Annotated in this window: 19 protein-coding genes and 1 pseudogene; 6 read left to right on the top strand and 14 right to left on the bottom strand. The window is 43.4% G+C overall.

The annotated features are described in order from the left end of the window. Positions 1-316 precede the first annotated feature (316 nt). Positions 317-631: a hypothetical protein gene (locus tag RMY00_RS00555; protein WP_322645701.1), complete on the top strand. Its 315-nt coding sequence runs from the start codon at positions 317-319 to the stop codon at positions 629-631. Between the two features lie 45 nt (positions 632-676). Here RMY00_RS00555 and xylB read toward each other — a convergent pair whose 3' ends face one another. The 6 genes from xylB to RMY00_RS00585 all read right to left on the bottom strand — a co-directional run bounded on the left by xylB (position 677) and on the right by RMY00_RS00585 (position 8253). Beyond that, positions 677-2143 (bottom strand): xylulokinase, encoded by a 1467-nt coding sequence (gene xylB, locus RMY00_RS00560; protein ID WP_322645702.1) that lies wholly within the window; start codon positions 2141-2143, stop codon positions 677-679. Between the two features lie 232 nt (positions 2144-2375). Then, positions 2376-3863, bottom strand: coding sequence for a mannitol dehydrogenase family protein (locus tag RMY00_RS00565; protein WP_322645703.1), 1488 nt, complete (start codon positions 3861-3863; stop codon positions 2376-2378). Then, positions 3820-4977: a sn-glycerol-3-phosphate ABC transporter ATP-binding protein UgpC gene (locus RMY00_RS00570; protein WP_322645704.1), complete on the bottom strand. Its 1158-nt coding sequence runs from the start codon at positions 4975-4977 to the stop codon at positions 3820-3822. Before RMY00_RS00570 ends, RMY00_RS00565 begins: the two co-directional genes overlap by 44 nt. 101 nt (positions 4978-5078) lie before the next feature. Continuing rightward, positions 5079-5900, bottom strand: a complete 822-nt coding sequence (locus tag RMY00_RS00575; protein ID WP_322645705.1) for a carbohydrate ABC transporter permease — start codon at positions 5898-5900, stop codon at positions 5079-5081. Between the two features lies 1 nt (position 5901). Further along, positions 5902-6825, bottom strand: coding sequence for a sugar ABC transporter permease (locus RMY00_RS00580; RefSeq protein WP_322645706.1), 924 nt, complete (start codon positions 6823-6825; stop codon positions 5902-5904). An 81-nt stretch (positions 6826-6906) separates the two neighbouring features. After that, on the bottom strand, positions 6907-8253 hold the full coding sequence (locus RMY00_RS00585; RefSeq protein WP_322645707.1) for a sugar ABC transporter substrate-binding protein: 1347 nt from the start codon (positions 8251-8253) through the stop codon (positions 6907-6909). Positions 8254-8400: 147 nt separating this feature from the next. Between RMY00_RS00585 and RMY00_RS00590 the strand changes: the two genes are divergently transcribed. Continuing rightward, on the top strand, positions 8401-9201 hold the full coding sequence (locus RMY00_RS00590) for an SDR family oxidoreductase (protein ID WP_322645708.1): 801 nt from the start codon (positions 8401-8403) through the stop codon (positions 9199-9201). 101 nt (positions 9202-9302) lie between these two features. Continuing rightward, complete coding sequence (locus RMY00_RS00595) at positions 9303-10295, top strand: sugar-binding transcriptional regulator (protein ID WP_322645709.1); 993 nt, start codon at positions 9303-9305, stop codon at positions 10293-10295. A gap of 5 nt (positions 10296-10300) precedes the next feature. Here RMY00_RS00595 and RMY00_RS00600 read toward each other — a convergent pair whose 3' ends face one another. After that, positions 10301-12220, bottom strand: coding sequence for a sensor histidine kinase (locus RMY00_RS00600; protein ID WP_322645710.1), 1920 nt, complete (start codon positions 12218-12220; stop codon positions 10301-10303). A 390-nt stretch (positions 12221-12610) separates the two neighbouring features. On the opposite strand from RMY00_RS00600, the gene RMY00_RS00605 reads away from it, so the two are divergent. Together RMY00_RS00605 and RMY00_RS00610 are read left to right on the top strand one after the other, a co-directional pair. Continuing rightward, complete coding sequence (locus RMY00_RS00605) at positions 12611-13669, top strand: glycosyl hydrolase (RefSeq protein ID WP_322645711.1); 1059 nt, start codon at positions 12611-12613, stop codon at positions 13667-13669. Positions 13670-14006: 337 nt separating this feature from the next. After that, on the top strand, positions 14007-16598 hold the full coding sequence (locus RMY00_RS00610; RefSeq protein WP_322645712.1) for a chloride channel protein: 2592 nt from the start codon (positions 14007-14009) through the stop codon (positions 16596-16598). Here RMY00_RS00610 and cofG read toward each other — a convergent pair whose 3' ends face one another. From cofG to RMY00_RS00645, 7 genes and pseudogenes are all read right to left on the bottom strand, one after another. Next, positions 16599-17612: a 7,8-didemethyl-8-hydroxy-5-deazariboflavin synthase subunit CofG gene (cofG, locus tag RMY00_RS00615; RefSeq protein ID WP_322645713.1), complete on the bottom strand. Its 1014-nt coding sequence runs from the start codon at positions 17610-17612 to the stop codon at positions 16599-16601. 86 nt (positions 17613-17698) lie between these two features. Then, positions 17699-18460, bottom strand: coding sequence for a beta-carotene ketolase CrtW (gene crtW, locus RMY00_RS00620; RefSeq protein WP_322645714.1), 762 nt, complete (start codon positions 18458-18460; stop codon positions 17699-17701). Between the two features lie 324 nt (positions 18461-18784). Next, a pseudogene (locus RMY00_RS00625) lies at positions 18785-18871 on the bottom strand (high light inducible protein); the annotation flags it as partial. A gap of 24 nt (positions 18872-18895) precedes the next feature. Continuing rightward, positions 18896-19345, bottom strand: a complete 450-nt coding sequence (locus RMY00_RS00630) for an SRPBCC family protein (protein ID WP_322645715.1) — start codon at positions 19343-19345, stop codon at positions 18896-18898. A gap of 19 nt (positions 19346-19364) precedes the next feature. Then, positions 19365-19553 (bottom strand): CPXCG motif-containing cysteine-rich protein, encoded by a 189-nt coding sequence (locus tag RMY00_RS00635; protein ID WP_012411100.1) that lies wholly within the window; start codon positions 19551-19553, stop codon positions 19365-19367. An 11-nt stretch (positions 19554-19564) separates the two neighbouring features. Then, a complete protein-coding gene (locus RMY00_RS00640; protein ID WP_322645716.1) occupies positions 19565-21211 on the bottom strand; it encodes a radical SAM protein in 1647 nt (548 codons plus the stop codon). Between the two features lie 171 nt (positions 21212-21382). Beyond that, positions 21383-21589 carry a SemiSWEET transporter gene (locus RMY00_RS00645; protein ID WP_322646011.1) on the bottom strand — a complete coding sequence of 69 codons (207 nt, stop codon included), beginning with the start codon at positions 21587-21589 and terminating at the stop codon, positions 21383-21385. Here RMY00_RS00645 and RMY00_RS00650 point away from each other — a divergent pair. After that, the gene (locus RMY00_RS00650) at positions 21507-21692 is read left to right on the top strand and encodes a hypothetical protein (protein ID WP_322646025.1); all 186 of its coding nucleotides are present in this window, start codon (positions 21507-21509) and stop codon (positions 21690-21692) included. The genes RMY00_RS00645 and RMY00_RS00650 overlap by 83 nt on opposite strands. Positions 21693-21828: the final 136 nt, after the last annotated feature.

A 21828-nucleotide genomic window follows, 5' to 3' on the forward strand; every position in this document is an offset into this window, starting at 1 on the left:
GTGCAAAACTCAAATGCCAAACTTGAAGGAGGCAGAGGGCAGAAAGAACAATTGCAAAACCTTACAGCAATTTTCATGTATTTAGACCACAATTATGAGACCTAACCCCCAGCCCCCTCCCTACAAGGCAAGGGGAGAAAATCAAAGCCTCTCTCCTACGAGGCTACGGTGTATACACAAGTCTGAAATAGCTGATGAATCTGGATTTTACCCCACCCTAACCCTCCCCTTATAAAGGCTACAGTGTACACGCAAGTCTTTTAAAGTTGCTGTGTAACGTAGGGTGGGTTAATTTTTGTAGGTCGATGCAACAAAGGTGCGAGTCGATACAACCAAAGTGCAGAACGATGCAACAAAGGTGCGGGTCAATACAACCAAAGTGCAAAGCGATGCAACAAACGTGCAGGTCGATGCAACAAAAGTGCGAGTCGATACAACCAAAGTGCAGAGCGATGCAACAAACGTGCAGGTCGATGCAAGAGACTTGTGTGTACACCGTAGCTCCTACGAGGAGAAAGGTTTAGAGAGAGGTCTATTTGTGGTTCATTTACCTGAAAATCGCTGTAAGGAGCTTGCGAAAGCTTCTAGCTACAAAGGAGATATGAACTTTTGTTACATCCAAAAGCAATAAAGAGTGGGTATTAGCTTTTTTAAATTTTTTGTAAAAAGTCCAATATCAACGAACAGCTTTCAGAGTATCGTAAAGTAGTTTGTAGCGATTAAAACCTGCTTCATATAAAAGATTTGCCTGTGGCTGTACTACATTACTATCTGGCGGTAAAATTTTAAGTGCAGTTTCTAAATTGGGGTAAACACCAATCCCCACCATTGCCAAAATAGCTGCCCCGTAAGCAGCTCCTTCTTCGGCTTTGGGAGCTATGAGTTTTGTTTGCAAAATATCTGCTAAAATTTGTAACCAAATGTGAGAGCGTGCGCCTCCACCTGTTGCTAAAAGTTGAGCGAGGGGAGCGATCGCACTAATTACCTCCAATGCTGATCGCAAGCTAAATGCAACCCCCTCCAGCACAGCACGAGTTATATCTGCTTGTGTATGAGCTAATGACAAATTCAGGAAAGCACCGCGAGTATCTGGATCGAGGTGCGGACTGCGTTCTCCTGCAAGGTGGGGTAAAAATAGCACACCACGCGCACCAGGCTGCGATCGCTCTGCCATATCCATCAAATCGGTGTAGGATATCTGCGGGGCAAATGTATCTCGATACCAACGTAGAGAACCACCTGCTGCTAGCGTCACTCCCAGCAGATGATAGCCACCATCCACATGACAGAATAAATGTACCCGACCTTCGGCATCGGGAATTGGATGATTGCACGGTGCAAAGATCACTCCTGATGTGCCAATACTCAAACTACCCCGGCTCAGGTTGCTTGATGAGATGCCCAAACCGATCGCTGCTGCGGCATTGTCACCTCCACCTGCGACTATGGGTAATCCGGCTGGTAATCCCACGCGGGCGGCTATTTCTGGTTTGAGTCGTCCTGCGATCGCAGTAGATTCGATTACCGGAGGAAACAACGCTGGATTAATATTAAGAGGATGGAGAATATCTGTATCCCATTGTCGATTTGCCAGATTTAGACAGCCGACACCAGAGGCATCAGATGGTTCTGTTACTGCTTCGCCCGTTAGCACATATCCCAGATAATCTTTGGGCAAAAGAATCTGCCATAACCGAGTGTATGCTTGTGGTTCTTCAGTCCGTAACCATAAAAGCTTCGGCAGTTGAAACCCTGTAATTGCCGGATTTCCAGTGCGCTGGATCAACTCCTGTCGGGGAATAGCGGCTTCAATCTCAGCAACAGCTTTACCTGTGCGCTGATCGTTCCATAGAATTGCCGGTCTAATCGCTTTGCCATCCGCATCAAGAGCAACCATACCATGCATTTGTCCAGATAAACCGAGGGCAATTACCCGATGTCCGTTTAGCTGTTGAGTAACATCGAAGAGAGCATCCAAACTGGCTTCCACCCAATCCGATGAGTTCTGTTCCGTCCAACCGGGTTGTGGAGTTAACAGGGGATAGCTTCTGGTTGACTGAGCAATAATTTGCCCTTGTAGATCAACTGCGATCGCTCTTACTCCTCCTGTACCCAAGTCTAAGCCAACTACGATGTCAGTCAAGTCGCTTCGCTCCCAATTAAAAATTAAAAATTATTAATTAAAAAATTGAATAAACAAATCTTAATTTTGCATTTTTAATTCCCGCAGGGTGGGGGCTTATACATAAAATTAATTAAAAATTATTATTCTTAATTTTTAATTTTAAAAAAGTTAATTGCCCCTCCAAATTCTTAATATTCAAAAGGCAGAAATGAAACTTCCGCCTTCAAAGCTCGCAGCTTTCACTCTCCGGTTAAGTTTTGACTAATGTTTCTTTAGCTCCAAACTCATACAACCTGCGTAAATGATTCGTAACTGCATCAACAAAAAGCGATGACTGTGATAAATCACCAAAAATCTCAGTTAAATTAAGCAATGGTTTGGCATCGCTACCACTGGAATGAGCTAGTTGAGTCAGAGTACCTGCTATTGGGTCATCAATGGCAATGGTATTGCCTTGGTCATCGTTTCCATTGAGGTAACGGAACCAAGCAGCAACAGTTAGGCTCATATAATCAATGGCTCCTCCTTGATGCAGCGCGTCACGGACTGAGCCGAGAACAAATTTTGGCATTTTAGCGGAGCTATTCAAGCAAAGACGCGGGAGTTGATCCCGAATCTTGGGATTGGCAAAACGTTCGATTAAAGTTTTTTTGTAATTATCTAAATCAATCCCCGGTACAGGTTGGAGTGTGGGCGTAACTTCTGCCATCAAATTATCAACGGCTTGCCGAATCAATGGATCTGCCATGACTTCATGAACGTATGTATAACCTGCCAAGGAGCCGAGATAGCCAATCAACAAGTGACTGGCGTTGAGTAGCCGGATTTTCATCATCTCATAGGGATGAACATCGCTAGTCATCTGAACGCCAACTGATTCCCAATCAGGTCTACCTGCGCTGAAGTTGTCTTCGACTACCCACTGAAGAAACGGTTCGGCAACAACTGGAAAGGCATCATCGATATTAAACTGTTCCGCCACCATTTTGATATCTGCTGGGGTTGTGGCGGGGGTAATGCGATCAACCATGCAGTTAGGAAAAGCCACCTGTTCAGCAACCCAATGCCCCAATTCTGGATTCTGCATTTGGGCAAATGCGGTTAACATTTTGCGGGCAATATTGCCGTTACCTTGCAGATTATCGCAGGATAACACGGTAAACGGTGCTATTCCTTGTTGACGGCGGCGATTAAGGGCTGCTGTCAGAAAGCCATATACTCCAATTGGTTCATCAGGATGCTGCAAATCGTACTGGATTGTTGGGTGATTGGTATCGAATTCACCGCTACCTTCAATATAGTAGTAGCCGCCTTCGGTAATGGTGAGGGTAACAATGCGGCATTTGGGATCTGCTAAGGTGTCAATCACCGCTTGGCAGTTATCTGGAGCAAACAAATATTTTGTAATTGCTCCAATCACACGGGCGCGATCGCCTTCTGTGGATCTTTCAACTAAGGTATACAAACAATCTTGTGATTTCAGTGCATCCCGCATCCGTTTATCGAATTCTAGTAGCCCAACCCCGTATATTCCCCATTCACTATCGGGATTTTGATGAAAGTAATTATCCAGGTATAAAGCCTGATGTGCGCGATGGAACCCACCCACACCGATATGGACAATACCGTTAGTAATTCGATGGCGATCGTAATTGGGTACGCGAATGTTATTGCCTAAATGAGACAGAGATGCTTCATTCAGCTTGATTGCTGAGTCTGTGCTGATATTGCTGTTCATGGGATTCATTCTGGGTTAGGTGGTGACGATGAACTTTGGGGATGGCTTCACCGTCGCGATCAAACAGATGGCAAAGCTCACCATTAATGTAAATCGGAACGTAATCGTGCATGTTGGCTGGATTATCTCCGTCTGTTTGCACAACTATGGTTTCGCCACCGGCAATTTTGATGTAGAGAAAGGTTTCTTTGCCCAATCGTTCTACGACTAATACTTCACCATTCACGCTTGGGTTATTGCGATCGAGCCGCAGATGTTCGGGACGAATCCCTAATGTTGCTCTATCCCCAACTGAGAGGGTTTTGGGCTTCACCGGAATCGTTACGGTTGCGTCACCAGGGAGTCTAACTGTTGCCCCTGAGTCATTGACGGCTGAAACTGTCACCGAAATAAAGTTCATTTTTGGCGAACCAATAAATCCGGCGACAAATAGATTGCGGGGATGATGGTAGAGTTCCAGGGGAGAACCCATTTGTTCGATGATACCGCCTTGTAATACCACAATTTTGTCGGCAAGGGTCATTGCCTCAACTTGATCGTGGGTAACATAAATCATCGTGGCTTGCAGGCTGTCGTGTAAACTGGCAAGCTCAATCCGCATCTGCACCCGCAATGAAGCATCCAGGTTGGACAGTGGCTCATCAAACAAAAATACTTTCGGATTACGCACCAAAGCACGGCCGATCGCTACCCGTTGCCGTTGTCCTCCTGATAGTTCTTTGGGCTTCCGGTTCAAGAGTGGCTCCAGTTGCAGGATACGGGCGACTTCACGCGCCCTTTCATAACGCTGGGCTTTCTGCATACCTGCAAGCCGGAGGCTAAAGGCCATATTTTCTGCCACTGTCATGTGAGGATATAAGGCATAAGTTTGAAACACCATTGCTAAACCACGTTTATCGGGTGGCACATCATTGACTTTTTGTCCATCAATAAGTAAATCGCCGGAGGAAATTTCTTCTAGTCCAGCAATCATGCGGAGTAAGGTTGATTTTCCACAGCCGGAGGGGCCGACGAAAACAACAAATTCGCGATCGCCCACGTCGAGATTTATGCCTTTGATAATCTCTGTGTCGGCGTAGGTTTTATGGATATTTCTTAAAGCAACTGTTGACATAAAATGTTTCCATTAATGAGTTTAAGTTTTTCTCACGCACAGACGTAAAGGTGCAGCGAGGAACACAAGAGTTTGTTTTAATACCTTCTCCCTTCTGCCTCCTACTTCACAGCACCAAAGGTCAGACCCCGGACTAACTGCCGTTGACTCAGCCAGCCAAAGATAAGGATGGGTGCGATCGCTAGTGTTGATGCTGCGGAAAGTTTTGCCCAAAATAATCCTTGAGGACTAGAAAAGGAAGCAATAAAAGCTGTGAGTGGGGCGGCATCTGCCGTTGTCAAGTTTAAGCTCCAAAATGCTTCGTTCCATGACAAAATAATCGAAAGCAAAGCAGTAGATGCAATTCCGGGTACTGCTAATGGCAACAACACATGCACAAGTTCTTGCTGTGTGGTTGCTCCATCCATGCGATCGGCTTCGAGAATTTCTTTGGGAACTTCTTTGAAGAAGCTGTAAATCATCCAGACGACGATTGGCAAATTAATCAGGGTATAAATAATAATCAAACCGATGTGAGTATCCAGTAATCCGGCGTTGCGACACAAAATGTAGATTGGCACTAGCACACCAACAGGTGGCAGCATTTTGGTAGACAGCATCCAGAGTAAAGTGCCCTTGGTGCGTTTCGTTGGGAAAAATGCCATTGCGTAAGCGGCAGGTACGGCAAGCAGTAGTGCGACTATAGTCGATCCAAGGGAAATCGCTACGCTGTTAAACGCATAATTGAAATAATTTGCTCGGTCTTGGATGGCAATATAATTCTCCAATGTCGGGCGGAAAAACAACTGGGGCGGAGTTGAAACTGCTGCTACTTCGGTTTTGAAACTGGTGAGAAACATCCAGAAAATTGGAAAAAACAATATGCAAGCGGCAAGCCAGCCGAGTAATGTCCATAGCCAAATCTTCGAGGTTTTACGTGCCATGTTAAGTATCCAAATTACGAGCAACACTACGCATCAAAAATATTGCCACGATGTTGGCAAGGATTACGGCAATTAATCCACCGGCTGATGCACCGCCGACATCGAATTCCAGCAAGGCTTTTAAGAAGATGTAATAGGCAAGGTTAGTGGTTGCAAGTCCTGGCCCGCCGCCTGTGGTAACAAAGATTTCAGCAAAGATGGTCAGGAAGAAAATTGTCTCAATCATGGCAACCACAGAAATGGCGCGGCTCAGATGCGGTAGCATGACGAAACGAAATAGAGCGATCGCATTTGCGCCATCCATTCGCGCAGCTTCTAACTGATCGCGATCGAGTGACTGAATTGCAGTCAATAAAATCAGCAAAGCAAAGGGCAGCCATTCCCAGGAAACAATAATAATGATGGCAAGTAAGGGAACGCTAGCAAACCAATCAATTGCCCCTAAACCCAAACCTCTAGTAATTTGAGCAAACAGCCCATTCACTGGATGCATCAGCATATTTTTCCAGATTAGGGCGCTAACTGTGGGCATCACGAAAAATGGAGAGATTGCTAGTACCCGCGCCACTCCACGACCATAAAAGTCTTGGTCAAATAGTACTGCTAGTAATGTACCCAGACCAATTGTGATTGCTAAAACGGAAACAACCAAAACTATTGTGATAGCGATCGATGTCCATAAAGCTGAGTCACTGAGGATGAAAGTGAAATTTTCAATGCCGATGAATTTCCGTGCATCTGGATTCAGCAAGTTATAACGCTGAAAGGAAAACCATATAGTCATCACCAGAGGCACAATCATCCACAGCAGTAGGACAACGACTGAAGGCGCAACCAGAGGTAAGGTTGACACTTGCCGCGTAGTCCGTTGTTTGGTTGGTGGTGGTGTTTCGGATTGAGGTTTTACCGCTAATGAAGAAGACATAAGCAATTCGTAATTCGTAATTAAGAAAATCAGGTTAAATCTGGGTTTCTGGGGTTGGTATCGCCGTGGAACATCTGAGAATTATTCGATATAACCTGTGTGTTTCATGAAGCGTTCAGTCGATTTCTGCGATCGCTGCAACGCTTGATCTACCGAAGTTCGATTGGTTAACGCTGCTGCCAAGGTTTGCCCGACTGAAGAACCGATCGCCTGAAATTCTGGAATATCTACATATTGAACTCCCTTATAAGGAGTTGGTTGTGCTGATGGACGGGTAACATCGGCAGATTGGATCGCTGCCAGCACGATTTCTGCAAAGGGTGCAGCTTTTCGATAGTTGGGATTTTCATAAGTGGAAGTCCGAGTTCCTGGTGGTACAGCAACCCAGCCATTTTCCTTGGCAACCAGTTGAATGTATTCTTTTGATGTTGCCCAAGCAACGAATTTTTGCGCTGCTTCGGGTGATTTTGAGGTTTTTGGAACCGCTAGCGCCCAAGCCCAAAGCCAATTTGAGCCGTTAGGATATTTTTCAATTGGCGCACGAGCAAAGCCAACTTTGTTATACACTTGGGATTCTTTGGGATTGGATAACAACCCCGCAGCAACGGTTGCATCTACCCACATCCCGCATTTACCCGTTGAGAATAATGCTAAATTCTCATTAAATCCATTGGAACTGGCTCCTGGCGGCCCATATTTGTTAAGCAAATCGACATAAAAGGCGATCGCCTCTTTCCAAGGTGGAGTATTGATCGTTGGTTGCCACTTCATATCAAACCACTGTCCACCATAGGTATTAACCAATGTGGAAACAAATGCGATGTTTTCACCCCAACCAGGTTTTCCGCGCAGGCAAACACCATAAACCCCATGCGCTGGGTCGTGGATTTTGCTTGCCCATTCTCTCATTTGGGGATAAGTTGGCTGTTGAGGAACCGCAATCCCAGCTTTTTCAAACAAGTCTTTTCGGTAGTACAGCATGGAACTTTCCCCATAGAATGGTACGGCATATAGTTTGCCGTTATTGGAAAGCCCTTCTCGTATGGGTTTGAGCAAGTCATTTACGTCATAGTTTGCGCCTAGATCCAAGGGTCTTAACCAATCCCGTCTAGCCCAGATTGGTGTTTCATAGGAACCAATGGTCATGACATCAAACTGCCCACCTTGGCTTGCAACATCTGTAGTTGTGCGTTGGCGTAACACATTTTCTTCCAGCACAACCCACCGGAGTTGAATATCAGGATTAGCTTCCTCAAATTTGCGAGAAAGCCCTTGCATCACCACCATGTCGCCATTATTTACAGTGGCGATCGTTACTTTAGTTTTCTCTGCGGCTTGGGATCGCGGTGAGCAAGCATATAGCAGTTGCGCCAGCATCACTCCAGCGAGAAATGCAGCTACCACTTTAGCGAAGCGGCGAATACGCATCGCATAACTCCTTTAAAGTAAAAACCGAACGAAATAAATTTTTGATTTTATGCTCTAATTTTGGGCAAAAGCTCAATAATAGAAATCATACCAATCTGACTTCCATCACGGTCATTTGCAACAATTCTTCAATAAGAGGTTGAATCTATGACAGCAAAAGCAACTTATCAGTTTGCAGGTAAAACGATCCTAATTACTGGCGGTGCAGGAGATATTGGCAAGGCAACTGCACACCGTTTTGCTGCCAATGGTGCAGGAATAGCCCTGCTAGATTTGAATGAACCGAAGATGGCAGATGTGGCTGGGGAACTAAAAGGTTACAACGTTCCAGTTGGCACGTTTCGCTGTGATGTTACAGCTAGTGATGATGTTGCCAAAGCTTTTACTAGCGTTGTAAAGCAGCTTGGGCGGATTGACTATGTGTTTAATAATGCGGGTTATCAAGGAGTGTTTGCCACGACTGACGAATATCCTGAAGACGACTTTCAAAAGGTAATTAACATTAACGTTGTCGGCGTTTTTCATATTCTCAAGGCGGCTGCACAACAACTACGCGATGCAGGTGGAGGCGCGATCGTCAACATGGCGAGTTATGCAGGGGTGGTTGGGCCGCCAAATATGTTGGCTTATGCTGCTTCTAAGTTTGCTGTCATTGGAATGACTCAAACAGCAGCAAAAGACTTAGCTCCCTATGGTATTCGGGTGAATGCGCTCTCGCCTGCGTTGATTGGCCCTGGTTTTATGTGGACGCGACAAACCGAATTGCAAGCAGCAGTAGGGTCACAATATTTTGATGCCGATCCCAAAGTAGTTGAGCAACAGATGATTAATTCAGTACCAATGCGGCGTTTGGGAAGCTTGGAAGAGGTGGCAAATGGAGTAGCGTTTTTGATGAGTGAAGAGGCAAGCTACATTACTGGGTTTAACTTGGAGGTGACTGGGGGATAATAGAATTTTAAAAATAATTGAGCAAAGATTATCTCTTTGGGCATATAGTATAAATAATGCAATTATACCTTTGATAGAGACATAGTTTTTGCAGGTAGTATATGGGACAACCTTTTTTAGAGCAGCGCGATGCCAGCAAAGCTGGCTTGCCTCTGAGGGCGCGCAAATTAGACCTGGCTGCACATGCTGCTTGGCTCTATTACATCGCTGGCAATACGCAAGAAGAAATTGCCGCCAAGCTCAATGTGTCCCGGCAAGCTGCACAACGCTTAGTAGCACTGGCAGTCAGTGAAAAATTGATTAAATTTCGACTCGATCATCCCCTGAGTGAATGCATTGCTCTGGCTGAGTCGTTACGCGATCGCTTTGCTCTGTCACTTTGTGAAGTAGTACCAACTGATGCAGGCAGTGGTGATACATTATACGGAATTGGTGTATGTGCTGCCACCCATTTAGAGGCTTACCTGATGGCTAAAACCCCGACCATACTAGCGTTGTCATCAGGTCGCACATTGCGAACAATGGTGGAGCAGATACCCTCAATGAACCAACCCCAGCATAAAATTGTATCAATTATTGGAAATATGTCTCATTCTGGGCGTGCAGGTCGTCACGAAGTAGTTATGCATTTATCCGATCGCGTCGGTTCCCAAGCTTACCCAGTGCCGACTCCGGTTGTTGCGACTAGCATTGAAGAACGAGAACTTTTGCAGACTCAGCGATCGTTTGTCGCCGTCAAAACTCTTGCAGAGCAAGCCAAAGTAACTTTTGTTGGAATTAGTCATATTGCCTGGAATGCTCCGTTACATCAAGACGGCTTCATCAATGACGATGAAGTGGCTGAGTTGATTGAACTGGGAGCAGTCGGAGAAATTGCAGGTTGGGCTTATAGCGATCGCGGAGTATTGCTGCAAGAAGGGACAAACAGTCGGGTTGCCAGTGTAGCCCTCGAACAACCCGCTCATCGACTCATTATTGGTGTGGCAGGCACTGTGAGAAAGTCGGAGGCGATTTTGGCTGCTCTACATGGCAAGTTAATTACAGGACTGATTACCGATGAAGCTGCTGCTCAAGCGATTCTTTCTAAGATTTAATAAGTTTACTTTTTACTTGTTAAAGGAATACGAATAGTAAACTCTGTTCCACATCCTGGTGTAGAATCAACTTCAATAATTCCTGCATGTTTGTCTACAACAATTTGATATGCGATCGCCATTCCTAATCCCATTCCTTTGCCTACGGGTTTAGTAGTAAACATATAATCAAATACCCGTTGCTTGACATCCTCTGACATCCCAATACCATTATCGTAAATCTGAATGATCGCGTAATGACTTGATTTATCAACTTGAGTTTGAAGCTTAATTTGATTGGTGTTGGTTTTAATATCCTTAAAACTCCGCTTTTGGCTGGCTTCTTCAAGTGCGTCAATCGCATTCATTAGAACATTTATAAACACCTGATTGAGTTGCCCTGCGTAGCATTCTACTAGGGGTAAATCACCGTATTTCTTAACGATCTGAATTTCTGGTTGATTGGGCGTGGCTGTCAGACGATGGTTCAGAATCATCAGAGTGTTGTCTAATCCTTCATGAATGTCTACAAATTTCATGTCTGCTTCATCGAGGCGCGAGAAATTACGCAGCGACAACACAATTTGACGAATGCGCTTGGTTCCCCCTTGCATCGATGCCATTAGCTTGGGTAAATCTTCTGCTAAAAACTCAATATCAAGGTCTTGGGCGCGATCGCGAATTTCTGGTGTAGGATTTGGGTAGGTTTGTTCATAAAGCTTTAGCAAATCGAGGATGTTTTGGCTGTATTCATTGGCATGGTTGAGGTTGGCGTGAATAAAATTAGCAGGATTATTGATTTCGTGTGCCACCCCAGCCACCAATTGTCCCAAACTAGACATTTTTTCAGTATGGATAAGTTGAGCTTGGGTATTTTGCAATTCTTTCAAGGTTTTGCTGAGTTCCTGCGCCTGCTGACTGAAAACAAAGGCGCGATTGCGGATTTGTTCATATAGTTGCACCTGTCGCCATGCACTGATCAACCCAATCACCAACAATCCTCCCAAAACTGTAGCCAACAGGTTCAACGCCTGCAATGGCGATTCAATATTTTCTTGTGGCACAATCAACGCTACCGACCAATTTGCTTCTCTGAGGGGAGTGTAAGCAACATAGCTCCACCTACCATCCAGTTGAACCAATTCAATACTTGTGCGTTTAGCTACCATCTTTTGAGCAATTTCCACTAACTGGGGATTAGGCAAATTAAGGAAACTTTGAGCAGCTTTTTCGGGTGTACCAATTAGTTTTATATTGGGATGGGCGATAGGAATTCCTTGAGAATTCAGCGCAAAGGCATAGCTGCCCTTACCTTGATGTAAATTGCTGATCACCTCAACTACCCGGTTAATCGGAATTCCTCCCATTAATACACCTGCTGGCTTTGTGCCTGTCTCGGCAGGAATCGGCGAACTAATCTGAATCTGTAACTGATTAGTTGTACGGCCAATAATTGGATCGGCAGCTACCGTTTCACCTACCATACTCCGCTTAAAAAATTCTCGATCTTTAACATTAAGATGATCCCCATGAGTATTAATTAATGTAGCATCTGGTGTAGCCAAAGCCATAAGTAAAAACGTTTGCAGCCGTTTTACCTCAGATTGCAAGTAAGGTTGAATTGCAGACAAATCCAGCGATCGCACCACAAGAGAATTTGCTAAAGTCTTAATTTCTGTCTTACGAATGGCTAACCAGTTATCAATATCATCCTGACCTTGGGATGTTTTTAATAGTGCTTGCTCCTTAAGACTATCGAGCAACAATCCCTTAACAATGTTGTAACTAGTGATAGCTGTGGCGCTAATGCTAATAGACAAAATCACCACAATTGATAACAATAGTAAATTTCGCGATCGCCATTTCGATAAATAGTAATTTTTTTTGATTGGTACATACCGCCGGAGGTTGACTTTCAACCAACATCTGCGTAATTTAAGGATCATCGTCACTTTGCTCAAAATCAAAATTTAACAACAAAGACAATGTTGCTGGAAGAATAAACTAAAAAATATCTAATGTGCCTTAGGTCGAAAAGCCCACCCAGCTTATGTAATTTAAAGGTAGAAGAGCTTACTGCCCTTTGTCTCCTACTTTTTTGAAAAGCAACTGCTGTATTCATACTCGATCAACGTTAAATCAGCTATTTCTTTAAAGTAGTCTGCCCAAAAATCAGCTTTTTCTAACCCAAATTGGCGAAGTCTGCCAAATGATAGATGCAAAGGCAAAAAAGAAGAAAGAGAAAGAGATATATAATTTTTACAAATGATTTAAGACTGCTATATTAACCAAGTTACTAGTTATAGACATTTTCTTTTTTAGATTTTAGATTAGATATGAGTGACCCAAAAACCCCAAATGATCAACCAGGATTGGTTTTGATGCCTGGCCCAGAAGGCTGGTGGGATTCGGAACGAGTTTCTTCGCCACAAGTCTTGTATTGTCCCGATGGAACTTGGAAGATGTGGTATTACGGTCGGGATGCGTCTTTTGATCGGCAAATCAATTTGCCCACTGGTCGTTGTGGTTTAGCGATTTCTGCTGATGGAATTCATTGGCAACGCGTCCAAGGATTATTAACTATGGGGGCTGTCTTTGAGCCTCACCAAAATCCTAGTCGGTTTGACTCAGCCCATGTTGGTGTGAGCAATGTCTACTTCTACGATGGGCTTTATTGGATGTGGTATTTCGGTGGAGACCACACAGTTGTTGAAATGGGAGGCTTTAAAGCTAAAGGATTAAATATGCGCCCTGGCTGCGCTATCTCCCGTGATGGCATAAATTGGGTACGGTTGGAAGGTACTTATCAAGGAGCTTTTCTCGATTTAGGCAAGGCAGGGGAGTTTGATGCTCTATTTTGCGCCTGGCCACAAGTCTTGCGTGATGATGATGGAACCTGGAAACTTTACTACCATACCTTAAATCCTGACAAAGGATTCTTGGTCGGTTTAGCTGTGTCTTCCGATGGTTTTCATTGGCAAAAAGTTGGTCATATTTTAGAAGCAGGTGAGTCTGGCAGTTTTGATGAGAGAGGCATTGGTACTCGTAATGTTCTGAAAATAAAGGGACAGTATGTAATGTTCTACGAAGGTGTTAACAACAATGGTTATCACTCCATAGGTCTAGCTGTTTCTAGCGACGGAATTCATTGGCAAAAACATCTAGGACAGCAAGTTGGAGGTTCTATCTTTTCCCATGCTCAAAAGGGTTCTGGCCGTTGGGATGCACGGGCTGTAGGCACACCTTGTGTAGTCGCAATGGATGATGGCAGTTTCCGGATGTACTACATTGGCGCAAACGAAGGTGGCCACGATGAACTATCTTCACAGCACCAAATTGGTTTAGCTGTAAGTGCCGGAACAGATTTTCGCCAATGGCATCGTTGGGGTGAATAGTCAAGTCGTAGTGAAGTCCAGAAATTGGATAATTTATTTTTTGGAGTTCCTTAACTACTCGCTCTACTAGGTCAGAGCAATCACCTACTGTACATATCTATCTTTAGGTACAGAAAAAATTCATTTTGATTTCATTTTTTTATGGAACACTATGGATAGGTGAACGATAAGATATTTCAGACATTTATCGTGAATTAAAGGGTTTAAGACCCCTACATAATATATGTAGCACCCATTTCAATCGGGGTTTAAATCCCTGTCTGAAATGTCTTTAATTTTGAATTTTGAATTTTGAATTGTTAAATACCTTCATTTATGACAAGTGATTGTTAAAAATATGTTAGCCCGGAGTAAAATTCTCTGGTTAAGGCTTTGGCGTCAGCTGCTTCGACCCAGGCGATTAGCTTTCGTGGAAGCTTGCCTGATTGGTCTTGTCTCTGGGCTAGCGGCAGTTCTGTTAGGACAGGCAGTGGATTGGGCAGGCGCATTGCGAGTCCATATTTCTTACCTTTGGCCTGCCTACTTGGTGCTACCAGGCATTGGACTGATAGGAGGAATCTTAGCTGGTTGGCTAGTCGAGCGCTTTGCACCTGAAGCATCAGGTAGTGGAATGTCTGAAGTCAAAGCCGTATTGGCTCGCGTACCAATGCCGTTAAATCTGCGGATTGCTTTGGTGAAGTTGATCAGCGCAACACTAGTGCTGGGTTCTGGAATGCCTTTAGGGCGGGAAGGGCCAACTGTCCAAATTGGGGCAGCCTTGGCAAATCAACTGAGTAATTGGGCGCCGACTTCACCAGAGCATCGTCGGCAACTCATCGCCGCCGGAGCCGGGGCTGGGTTAGCGGCGGCTTTTAATGCACCGATCGCAGGTGTACTCTTTGTAGTGGAAGAATTACTGCAAGATGTATCAGGTATTACTCTTGGCACTGCGATTTTGGCTTCTTTTATCGCTTCAGTCATCTCCCGGCTCTATGGTAGTCACAGCCTGGATCTGAATCATCTAAATTTAGGTCTTCCCGATACAACTTTCTTTGCTCAGGAAATCCCTTTCTACTTGATTTTGGGAGTGCTGGCAGGACTTCTAGGCATTCTATTTAATAAAGGCATTCTTGAGAGTCTAGCAATTAACCGTCGCCTGGTAAGGTTGAGTTTACCCTGGCGAATTGGAATTGCTGGGTTAGTCAGTGGTATTGCGATCGCTTTGTTACCTGCTACCTTTCGGGATCATGCTGGGCTAAGAGAAATTTTGCTTGTAGGTAATACTAATTGGTCATTTGCCGCGATCGCTCTTTTAGTTCAGTTTACCTTAATTATTTTTACCTACGGCTCTGGAGCGCCAGCAGGTTTACTAGTTCCCACCTTAGCTTTGGGGGCTGCCCTTGGTTACTTAGTAGGTGCTGTCGAACACAGTTTACTGGGAATGAGTGCTGCAACAGTCTATGCTCATGTCGGCATGGCTGCTTTTTTTAGCGCTGTCTCTAAAGTACCAATTACAGCAGTCGTCATTGTGTTTGAGATGACAACTGATTTCAATCTGGTGCTACCGTTAATGATTGCTTCTGTGGTTGCCTATTTAGTAGCAGAAAAAATTGATCGGCGATCGCTCTACGACCTTCTACTAGAGTGGAAAGGGATTCACATTACCAAAGAGCCAAGCACAGAGGGGCTTTTAGCACAACTGAGTGCCGCAGATGTGATGCAAAGGCGTGTGGAAACTCTCTCTAGTCAAATGAGTACTGATGAAGCAGTACAAGCATTTTCCCACTCTCACCATCGCAATTTTCCAGTTTTAGAGAATGGTAAAGTTGTTGGCATTGTCACTCAAAAAGATTTAGTTAATATTGCTTCCCAACAGTTAGAAAAAGATACAACGATCAGCCAGATTATGACACCAGAGCCAGTGACAGTAACCCCCACGGCTACACTAGCTCATGTCCTGCATATACTCAATCGTTATCATCTAAGCTGTTTACCTGTTACAGAAAATCGGAAGTTAATCGGAATTATTACTCGTAGTGATATTATCCGTGTAGAAGCAGAGCGACTCAGTGGTAATAGCGAACAAATAGAACGTAAATCAGCACCTTCTTATGTGGTTTACCAAACGCGCGCTCCGGCTACAGGCAAAGGACGTTTGTTAGTACCACTCTCACATCCACAGACAGCCGAGACTTTACTGGCAATGGCAGTTGCGATCGCTAAAGATCGCAATTACGAAATAGAATGCCTACAAGTGATTATCGTTCCATCTAGCCGCATCCCATCGGAAACACCAGTGCAAATCAGCAAAAGTCTTCAACTTTTGCAACAGGCAATATTATTAGGAGAGAAATGGCGGATTCCTGTTCACACCCAAATCAGAGTTACACATAATGTTGCTGGGGCAATTTTGGAGACTGTCAAAGATCGACATATTGATTTGGTACTGATGGGTTGGAAAGGCAGTACATCAACTCCTGGTAGAGTTTTCAGCCGAGTGGTTGATACGGTAATTCGACAGGCTCCTTGTGATGTTATTTTAGCGAAATTGGATGATAAAAGAGCTTTTGACCGTTGGTTGTTGCCAATGGCAGGCGGCCCTAACTCTAGCCAAGCAATTAAGTTATTACCTGCTCTTGCTTCTTTAAGTACATCACCTCAAATCAAGTTATGTCAGGTTTTTCAGCCTACTAATTCTATTCTTGACACAACATTACTAGATAAATCTGTTCACTTTCTGCAACGCCGAGTTAGTGGTAAAGTTATGGCAACTCCAGTTCGTGCCAATTCTGTTTCTGATGCTGTGCTTAAGTGTGCAAAACTTGACAACAGTGATGTGATTGTTCTGGGAGCTAGCCGTGAAAGTTTACTACAACAGGCAATTCAAGGAAATATTGCAGAGAATATTTCTCGCAAGAGTAATTGTACAGTTATCATGGTCAAAACTTAATTACGAATTACGAAAATCTCTACTTCGCTGTTCTGACAAAAGAGAAACTGGTGTTAGAGTTTTTCGCCAGCGTTTCACTGCTGTTTGTAATTCCCCCGACAACCAGCTATCAAATTGCGGATAAACTGGCGATCGCGCCACCAATTCCCACTCAGCAGGTTGTAAAATTTCTCTTAATGCTTGTTCTTGAACATGAGGATAATCGGGATTCACTTCATCTTTTGGGCCAATTCCACCTAAATCTCGCGCACCAGCTTCGATACAAGCGAGTAACCAGCAGTTATCTTGAACTAAATTGGGCGGAATTTGAATAGTAATATCTGGCGGTAAAATCTGACGCGCTTTCGCAATTACTTCTGGTAATTCATGGGGATCAAAAGGTGGTGCATCAAAAGTTTGCTGATGTCCAGGACTATGAGGTTGCAGGATGACTTCTTGAATGTGACGATAACGTTGATGCAATTTAGAAATAGCTTCCAAAGTTTCCCACCAATCATTTACAGTTTCTCCAATTCCCAACAGTAACCCAGTTGTAAAAGGAATCTGTAACTCTCCCGCCCATTGCAATTGTTGTAAACGAACTTCTGGTAATTTACTTGGTGCGTGCCGATGTACAGTATTTAACAATGTTGGCGTTAACTGTTCCAACATCAGCCCCATCGAAACATTTACACGCTTAAGCTTTTGCATTTCCTCAAAACTCAGAGGGCCTACATTGCTATGCGGTAAAAACCCCATTGAAAGTGCTAATTCACACAAATCAAAAATCCGCCCAAACCACGCTTGACGTCTTGACGAATGGGGATGCACTTCACCACTGAGGATAAGAATTTCACAAACTTTTTCGCTTTGAAGCGATTTTAAAATACTTTCTGCATCTGAAATACTCATCCAAGGACTTTTACCCGGTTCGCTGCGAAAGTTGCAGTAACTACAGCGATTAAAGCACTCGTAAGTAGGAACGATTGTATAAGCAGGGCTATAGGTGACAAGACGAGAATTATTAATTGGCATAAGTAAGATAATCTAAAAGAATGCTTTGCTCAAACTATATAGATTATCGTGTGATTTTTGTTGCTATTATATTAGATAGACAATAACTATTTTGCTTTATAAACTTCTGGTAACTGCCACCAAGAAATATGAGGATATTCGTGATGTTCTTCGTGGTAGCCGAAATGATAGCATGTAATAAATGACCACCAAATTGGACGGCTAATCGTTTGAGCACGATGAGGCTGAATATAACCTCCTATGGGTTCGCTATGGGGTATAAAAGTACCAAAATAAAATAATTGCAATGAACTTAAGAGCGAGGGAATCACCCAAAAACTCGTTAGATTAGCATGGGGTATATGAAGGATGTGATTAGCAAAGTGATAGATAATCGTCAAAGCAATCATTTGTCCCCAACTCCAGTAACCCTTCATAAAATGAAAATACCAAGCAAAGAAATTTTTGTGCTTTCCATTATGGAAATCTGGGTCTATTTGACTTGCTGGATTGTGGTGATGTACCCAATGTTTTTGCAATAACTTTTTATAGGGTAAAAGACCATAAAGAGATAAACTTAATGTCCCAATAAAATGATTAATCTTGGGGTTCTGGGGAAACACTACCCCATGCATGGCGTCATGAGATGTAATAAATAATCCTGTATATAAAAATGTTTGCCATAGGATTACAGGCAATAACATCCAAAATTTTAGCTTAGAGATGTCAAGGGAAAGTAATAAACTCAGGCTAATGACCCATGCGCTAATAATGATGATAGCAATGAAAAGCCCCTTAAACTGAGATTTACTTTTCACTACTGGAGTCAGTTTTGTTGGATGACTGGGTGGTTCTTCTAACTGGATCACGCTTTTACTCCGCCTAGCATTCAGGTGAAAATTCCAAAAATATAGTCATGAAAAAAGCAATTAACAGAGAAAATCTGTTAGTGGCCAATGTTTTACACTGGACAATGCCAATGCTCAAAATATATATATGTATAAATATTAAGATACTTTAACTAGTATTACACAAGTAGATGCTATTTTAAAAACTGTTTTCGGTTGAAAGGTTGAGTAAAATAAGTAAAGATACTGCCAGACTTAGTGTTTATTACAACTAATGCTTTCTGTTTGATACTTGTAGATATAATCTAAGCCTGCAACAAAGATGGTCAATAATTAGCAGCAAACTTAGGAAACGAGGTGAAGCACGTCCCGCAATACGCTATAACCCTTGAGATCCCAAAATAGGTAAGCTAGAAAACCGATCATAGCCAAGATTTTTGCTACCAGTACATTCTGCTATTGTGACTCACATTCTCGTTTCGTTACATAGTGGCGATAGCGAAACATCGCTTCTAGTTGCACTTGCACTAACCAACCACTGACAAATTCAACTGTTCCTCCGCCGGGCATAGAGAAGGAAATAGCATCAGTCAGCCTAGTTTTACCAGCTTCCGGTTCAAATTCATGGCGATGTACCCAAGATTCAAAAGGGCCAGATATCTGTTCGTCGGTAAACAGGCGATATTTTTCACATTCAGTATGACGCGCTAACCAAGTTAAGGGTAATGGGCCGAGAAACAGGCGAAATTCTGTGATAGCGCCCACGTTCAGCCCCCCCTCACGACGAACGATTTGGACTGGCTGCCAAGGTGGATTCAGCAGTTGCAAAATATCTGCCCTTTCGTGAAATTTCCAAACTACTTCTGGTGGGGCATTAATTACTGAGGAATGTTTAAAGTGCAGCATGGAAAGAAAAACCTAAAATTCAACTTTCGGATTCTGTATCAATCTCGATATCTAGGGTATCTTCATCAACCCGCACGTACAAAATATTTGGGTTACAGCAAACTTGACAATCTTCAACATAAGATTGCTGTCCTCCAGCACTCAAGTCAATAAAAGTTAAGTTCGGTTCGCCGCAATAGGCGCAGTAATACTCGGCTGTGTTTTGCATCAAGTTTTCAGCTATAAATTCAATGGCTGTAGTTCCTTGAGGGATGGGTTGATATAACTCTGAGCTTCAGCCAAATGCTTTAGTAGTGTAGACTGTGGCAGAGGCCCTTGCAAGTGGCTCCAAGGTAATACTTGTTCTGTTGACCAATCGGCGTGGACGTAGTAATCTAAATCGGGGATTTGTCCTTTGAGTTGTTTAAAAGCACGTTTGTAGCTACCCAAGGAGTCGCCAAAGTCACGAGTCAGTTGCAGGAGTTGGGACACTCTGCGATCGCCTCTCGATAACAAAGCCTGTATAATCGACCAATTATAGCTTTCTGGGCGAAACTCTATTCCCTGTGGTTTTAGCTGTTTTTGCAAAAACTGCAACCGCTTTTCGGCTTGGCGATTCACCCCAAACCATTGAAACGGTGTGTGTGCTTTGGGTACAAAGGTGCTGCATCCGTATGTTAACCGCAATCCCGGCGCAGCTTTTTTGATATTACGCATCATCGTCACGGTTTGTTCTAAATCTTCTGCTTCTTCACCGGGAATTCCTGCCATTCCGTAGAGTTTCAAGCTTTTTAATCCGCCAGCTTTGGCATTTACCGCCGCTTGGATAATTTCGTCGTTATGCAGCTTTTTGTTGATGATTTGCCGGATTTTCTCAGAACCACTCTCTACTGCAATGGTAAGCGATCGCGTGTCTCGTTTCGTCAAAGTTTCTGCTAACTGCACTGTTACGGTATTAGTTCGCACTGAAGCAATGCTGAGACGGACATCATCGTATTTTGGCTGACTAATATAATCTAGCAAAGTCTCAAACTCTGGGTGTTGAGTTACAGAAGCCCCTAATAATCCTAGCCGATTTGTGACTTCTAGACCTTTTGCGATCGCTGGAATTAATGAACTCTCAAGACTGGCTGTTCTAAAAGGCAGTGTTAGATAACTCGCCAAACAAAAGCGGCACATTTCTGGACAACTTCTCACCACTTCCACCATGTAAATATTTTCCCATGCGGCTTTTTCGGTGACTACAGTTGATGCCGATAGCGTATTTCCTCTGTAAGTTTGCTTTTGCACCACTGCGGGAATTTCGGAAGAAATTGGTTTAATTGACTTTACTGCACCATCTATGCTGTGATATTCGATTTCATACAAACTGGGTACATAAATTCCTGGGATTTGTGCAAGTCTTTTTAATTGAGTTTGTCTAGAAGCATTTCTCACTTCTTTGTACGCCTCAATGAAATTTCCCAGGAGGTTTTCGCCATCCCCGAGTAAAATTACATCAAAAAAATCTGCAAAAGGTTCGGGATTCGCTGTGAGAACGGGCCCACCACCAAAAATTATCGGATGAGAATCGTCACGAGAAGTTGCCAGAATAGAAATTTCTAAAGATTCCAGCAAATTTAGAATATTCACATAATCCAGTTCCCAGGAAATCGAAAATCCCACAATTTCCGGGGTTCTAGGGAGTTGTTCGTGAGTATCTGTAAACAGGCGACTCACCTGCACATCATCACGCATTGCTAAGGTTGCCCAAACTACCTGATAGCCGAGGCTAGTTATGCCTACGCTGTACTCATTAGGAAAGGCGAAGATGATAGGTATAGCGTTGGTATCTGGGTTAGCGGGGGTGAAAAGGAGGTGTTCAGAGGTAAATACAGATGATGTCACAGATGTTGTTAGGGGTGTTTAAATAATGGAGTCTCATAGAATTCGCGCCTACACAGGCAAAAACCATTCCTTCTCTTTTCTACGAGACGGTACGCGAACGTGGGTTTGATTTTAGTCCGCGCAGGCTGACAAGAGTTTGTCTAGCCGAGATTTATAGTCGCCAGGGCTTCTTTATCTATATTTGATTTTAAGCCATAAAATTATCAAGTTAAAAAACAATGTCACGCTATTAGCAAGAATAATTGGCAAGGCTTGTAAATAAATTCCGTAGATTAACCACAAAAAAACACCAATAATGAATGTAATCAGTGTTACCATAGAAACATCTTTTGCTGATTTTGTTCGCCACGTTTTAAACATCTGTGGTAAAAAAGAGATTGTGGTTATTGTGGCAGCCGCTAATCCTAAAATTGTCAGAAAATCCATTACGATGCAAACCTATAAAATAAAGTTTTCATTGGTTAAACAACTTATAAATTGATTTTTGCTTGAGAGTTTGTAATTGGCAGTTCTCCAATAATACTTTTTATTTAAGAGCAACGTGATTTTCTGAAATTTGGGAAAAACAGGCGACAATGCTATACCGAATATCTTTGCGATCGCTAAAACATAGCTTT

Origin of the sequence: Nostoc sp. ChiVER01, assembly GCF_034531155.1 — a bacterium.
GTDB lineage: Bacteria > Cyanobacteriota > Cyanobacteriia > Cyanobacteriales > Nostocaceae > Nostoc.

Coding starts and splice junctions, on each gene's coding strand:
- RMY00_RS00600 (WP_322645710.1), bottom strand. CDS start 12,220: ATGATCCTTAAATTACGCAGATGTTGGTTGAAAGTCAACCTCCGGCGG.
- RMY00_RS00605 (WP_322645711.1), top strand. CDS start 12,611: ATGAGTGACCCAAAAACCCCAAATGATCAACCAGGATTGGTTTTGATG.
- RMY00_RS00610 (WP_322645712.1), top strand. CDS start 14,007: ATGTTAGCCCGGAGTAAAATTCTCTGGTTAAGGCTTTGGCGTCAGCTG.
- RMY00_RS00590 (WP_322645708.1), top strand. CDS start 8,401: ATGACAGCAAAAGCAACTTATCAGTTTGCAGGTAAAACGATCCTAATT.
- RMY00_RS00635 (WP_012411100.1), bottom strand. CDS start 19,553: ATGCAAAACACAGCCGAGTATTACTGCGCCTATTGCGGCGAACCGAAC.
- RMY00_RS00585 (WP_322645707.1), bottom strand. CDS start 8,253: ATGCGTATTCGCCGCTTCGCTAAAGTGGTAGCTGCATTTCTCGCTGGA.
- RMY00_RS00595 (WP_322645709.1), top strand. CDS start 9,303: ATGGGACAACCTTTTTTAGAGCAGCGCGATGCCAGCAAAGCTGGCTTG.
- RMY00_RS00575 (WP_322645705.1), bottom strand. CDS start 5,900: ATGGCACGTAAAACCTCGAAGATTTGGCTATGGACATTACTCGGCTGG.
- RMY00_RS00565 (WP_322645703.1), bottom strand. CDS start 3,863: ATGAACAGCAATATCAGCACAGACTCAGCAATCAAGCTGAATGAAGCA.
- cofG (WP_322645713.1), bottom strand. CDS start 17,612: ATGCCAATTAATAATTCTCGTCTTGTCACCTATAGCCCTGCTTATACA.
- RMY00_RS00580 (WP_322645706.1), bottom strand. CDS start 6,825: ATGTCTTCTTCATTAGCGGTAAAACCTCAATCCGAAACACCACCACCA.
- RMY00_RS00650 (WP_322646025.1), top strand. CDS start 21,507: ATGAATGTAATCAGTGTTACCATAGAAACATCTTTTGCTGATTTTGTT.
- RMY00_RS00630 (WP_322645715.1), bottom strand. CDS start 19,345: ATGCTGCACTTTAAACATTCCTCAGTAATTAATGCCCCACCAGAAGTA.
- RMY00_RS00570 (WP_322645704.1), bottom strand. CDS start 4,977: ATGTCAACAGTTGCTTTAAGAAATATCCATAAAACCTACGCCGACACA.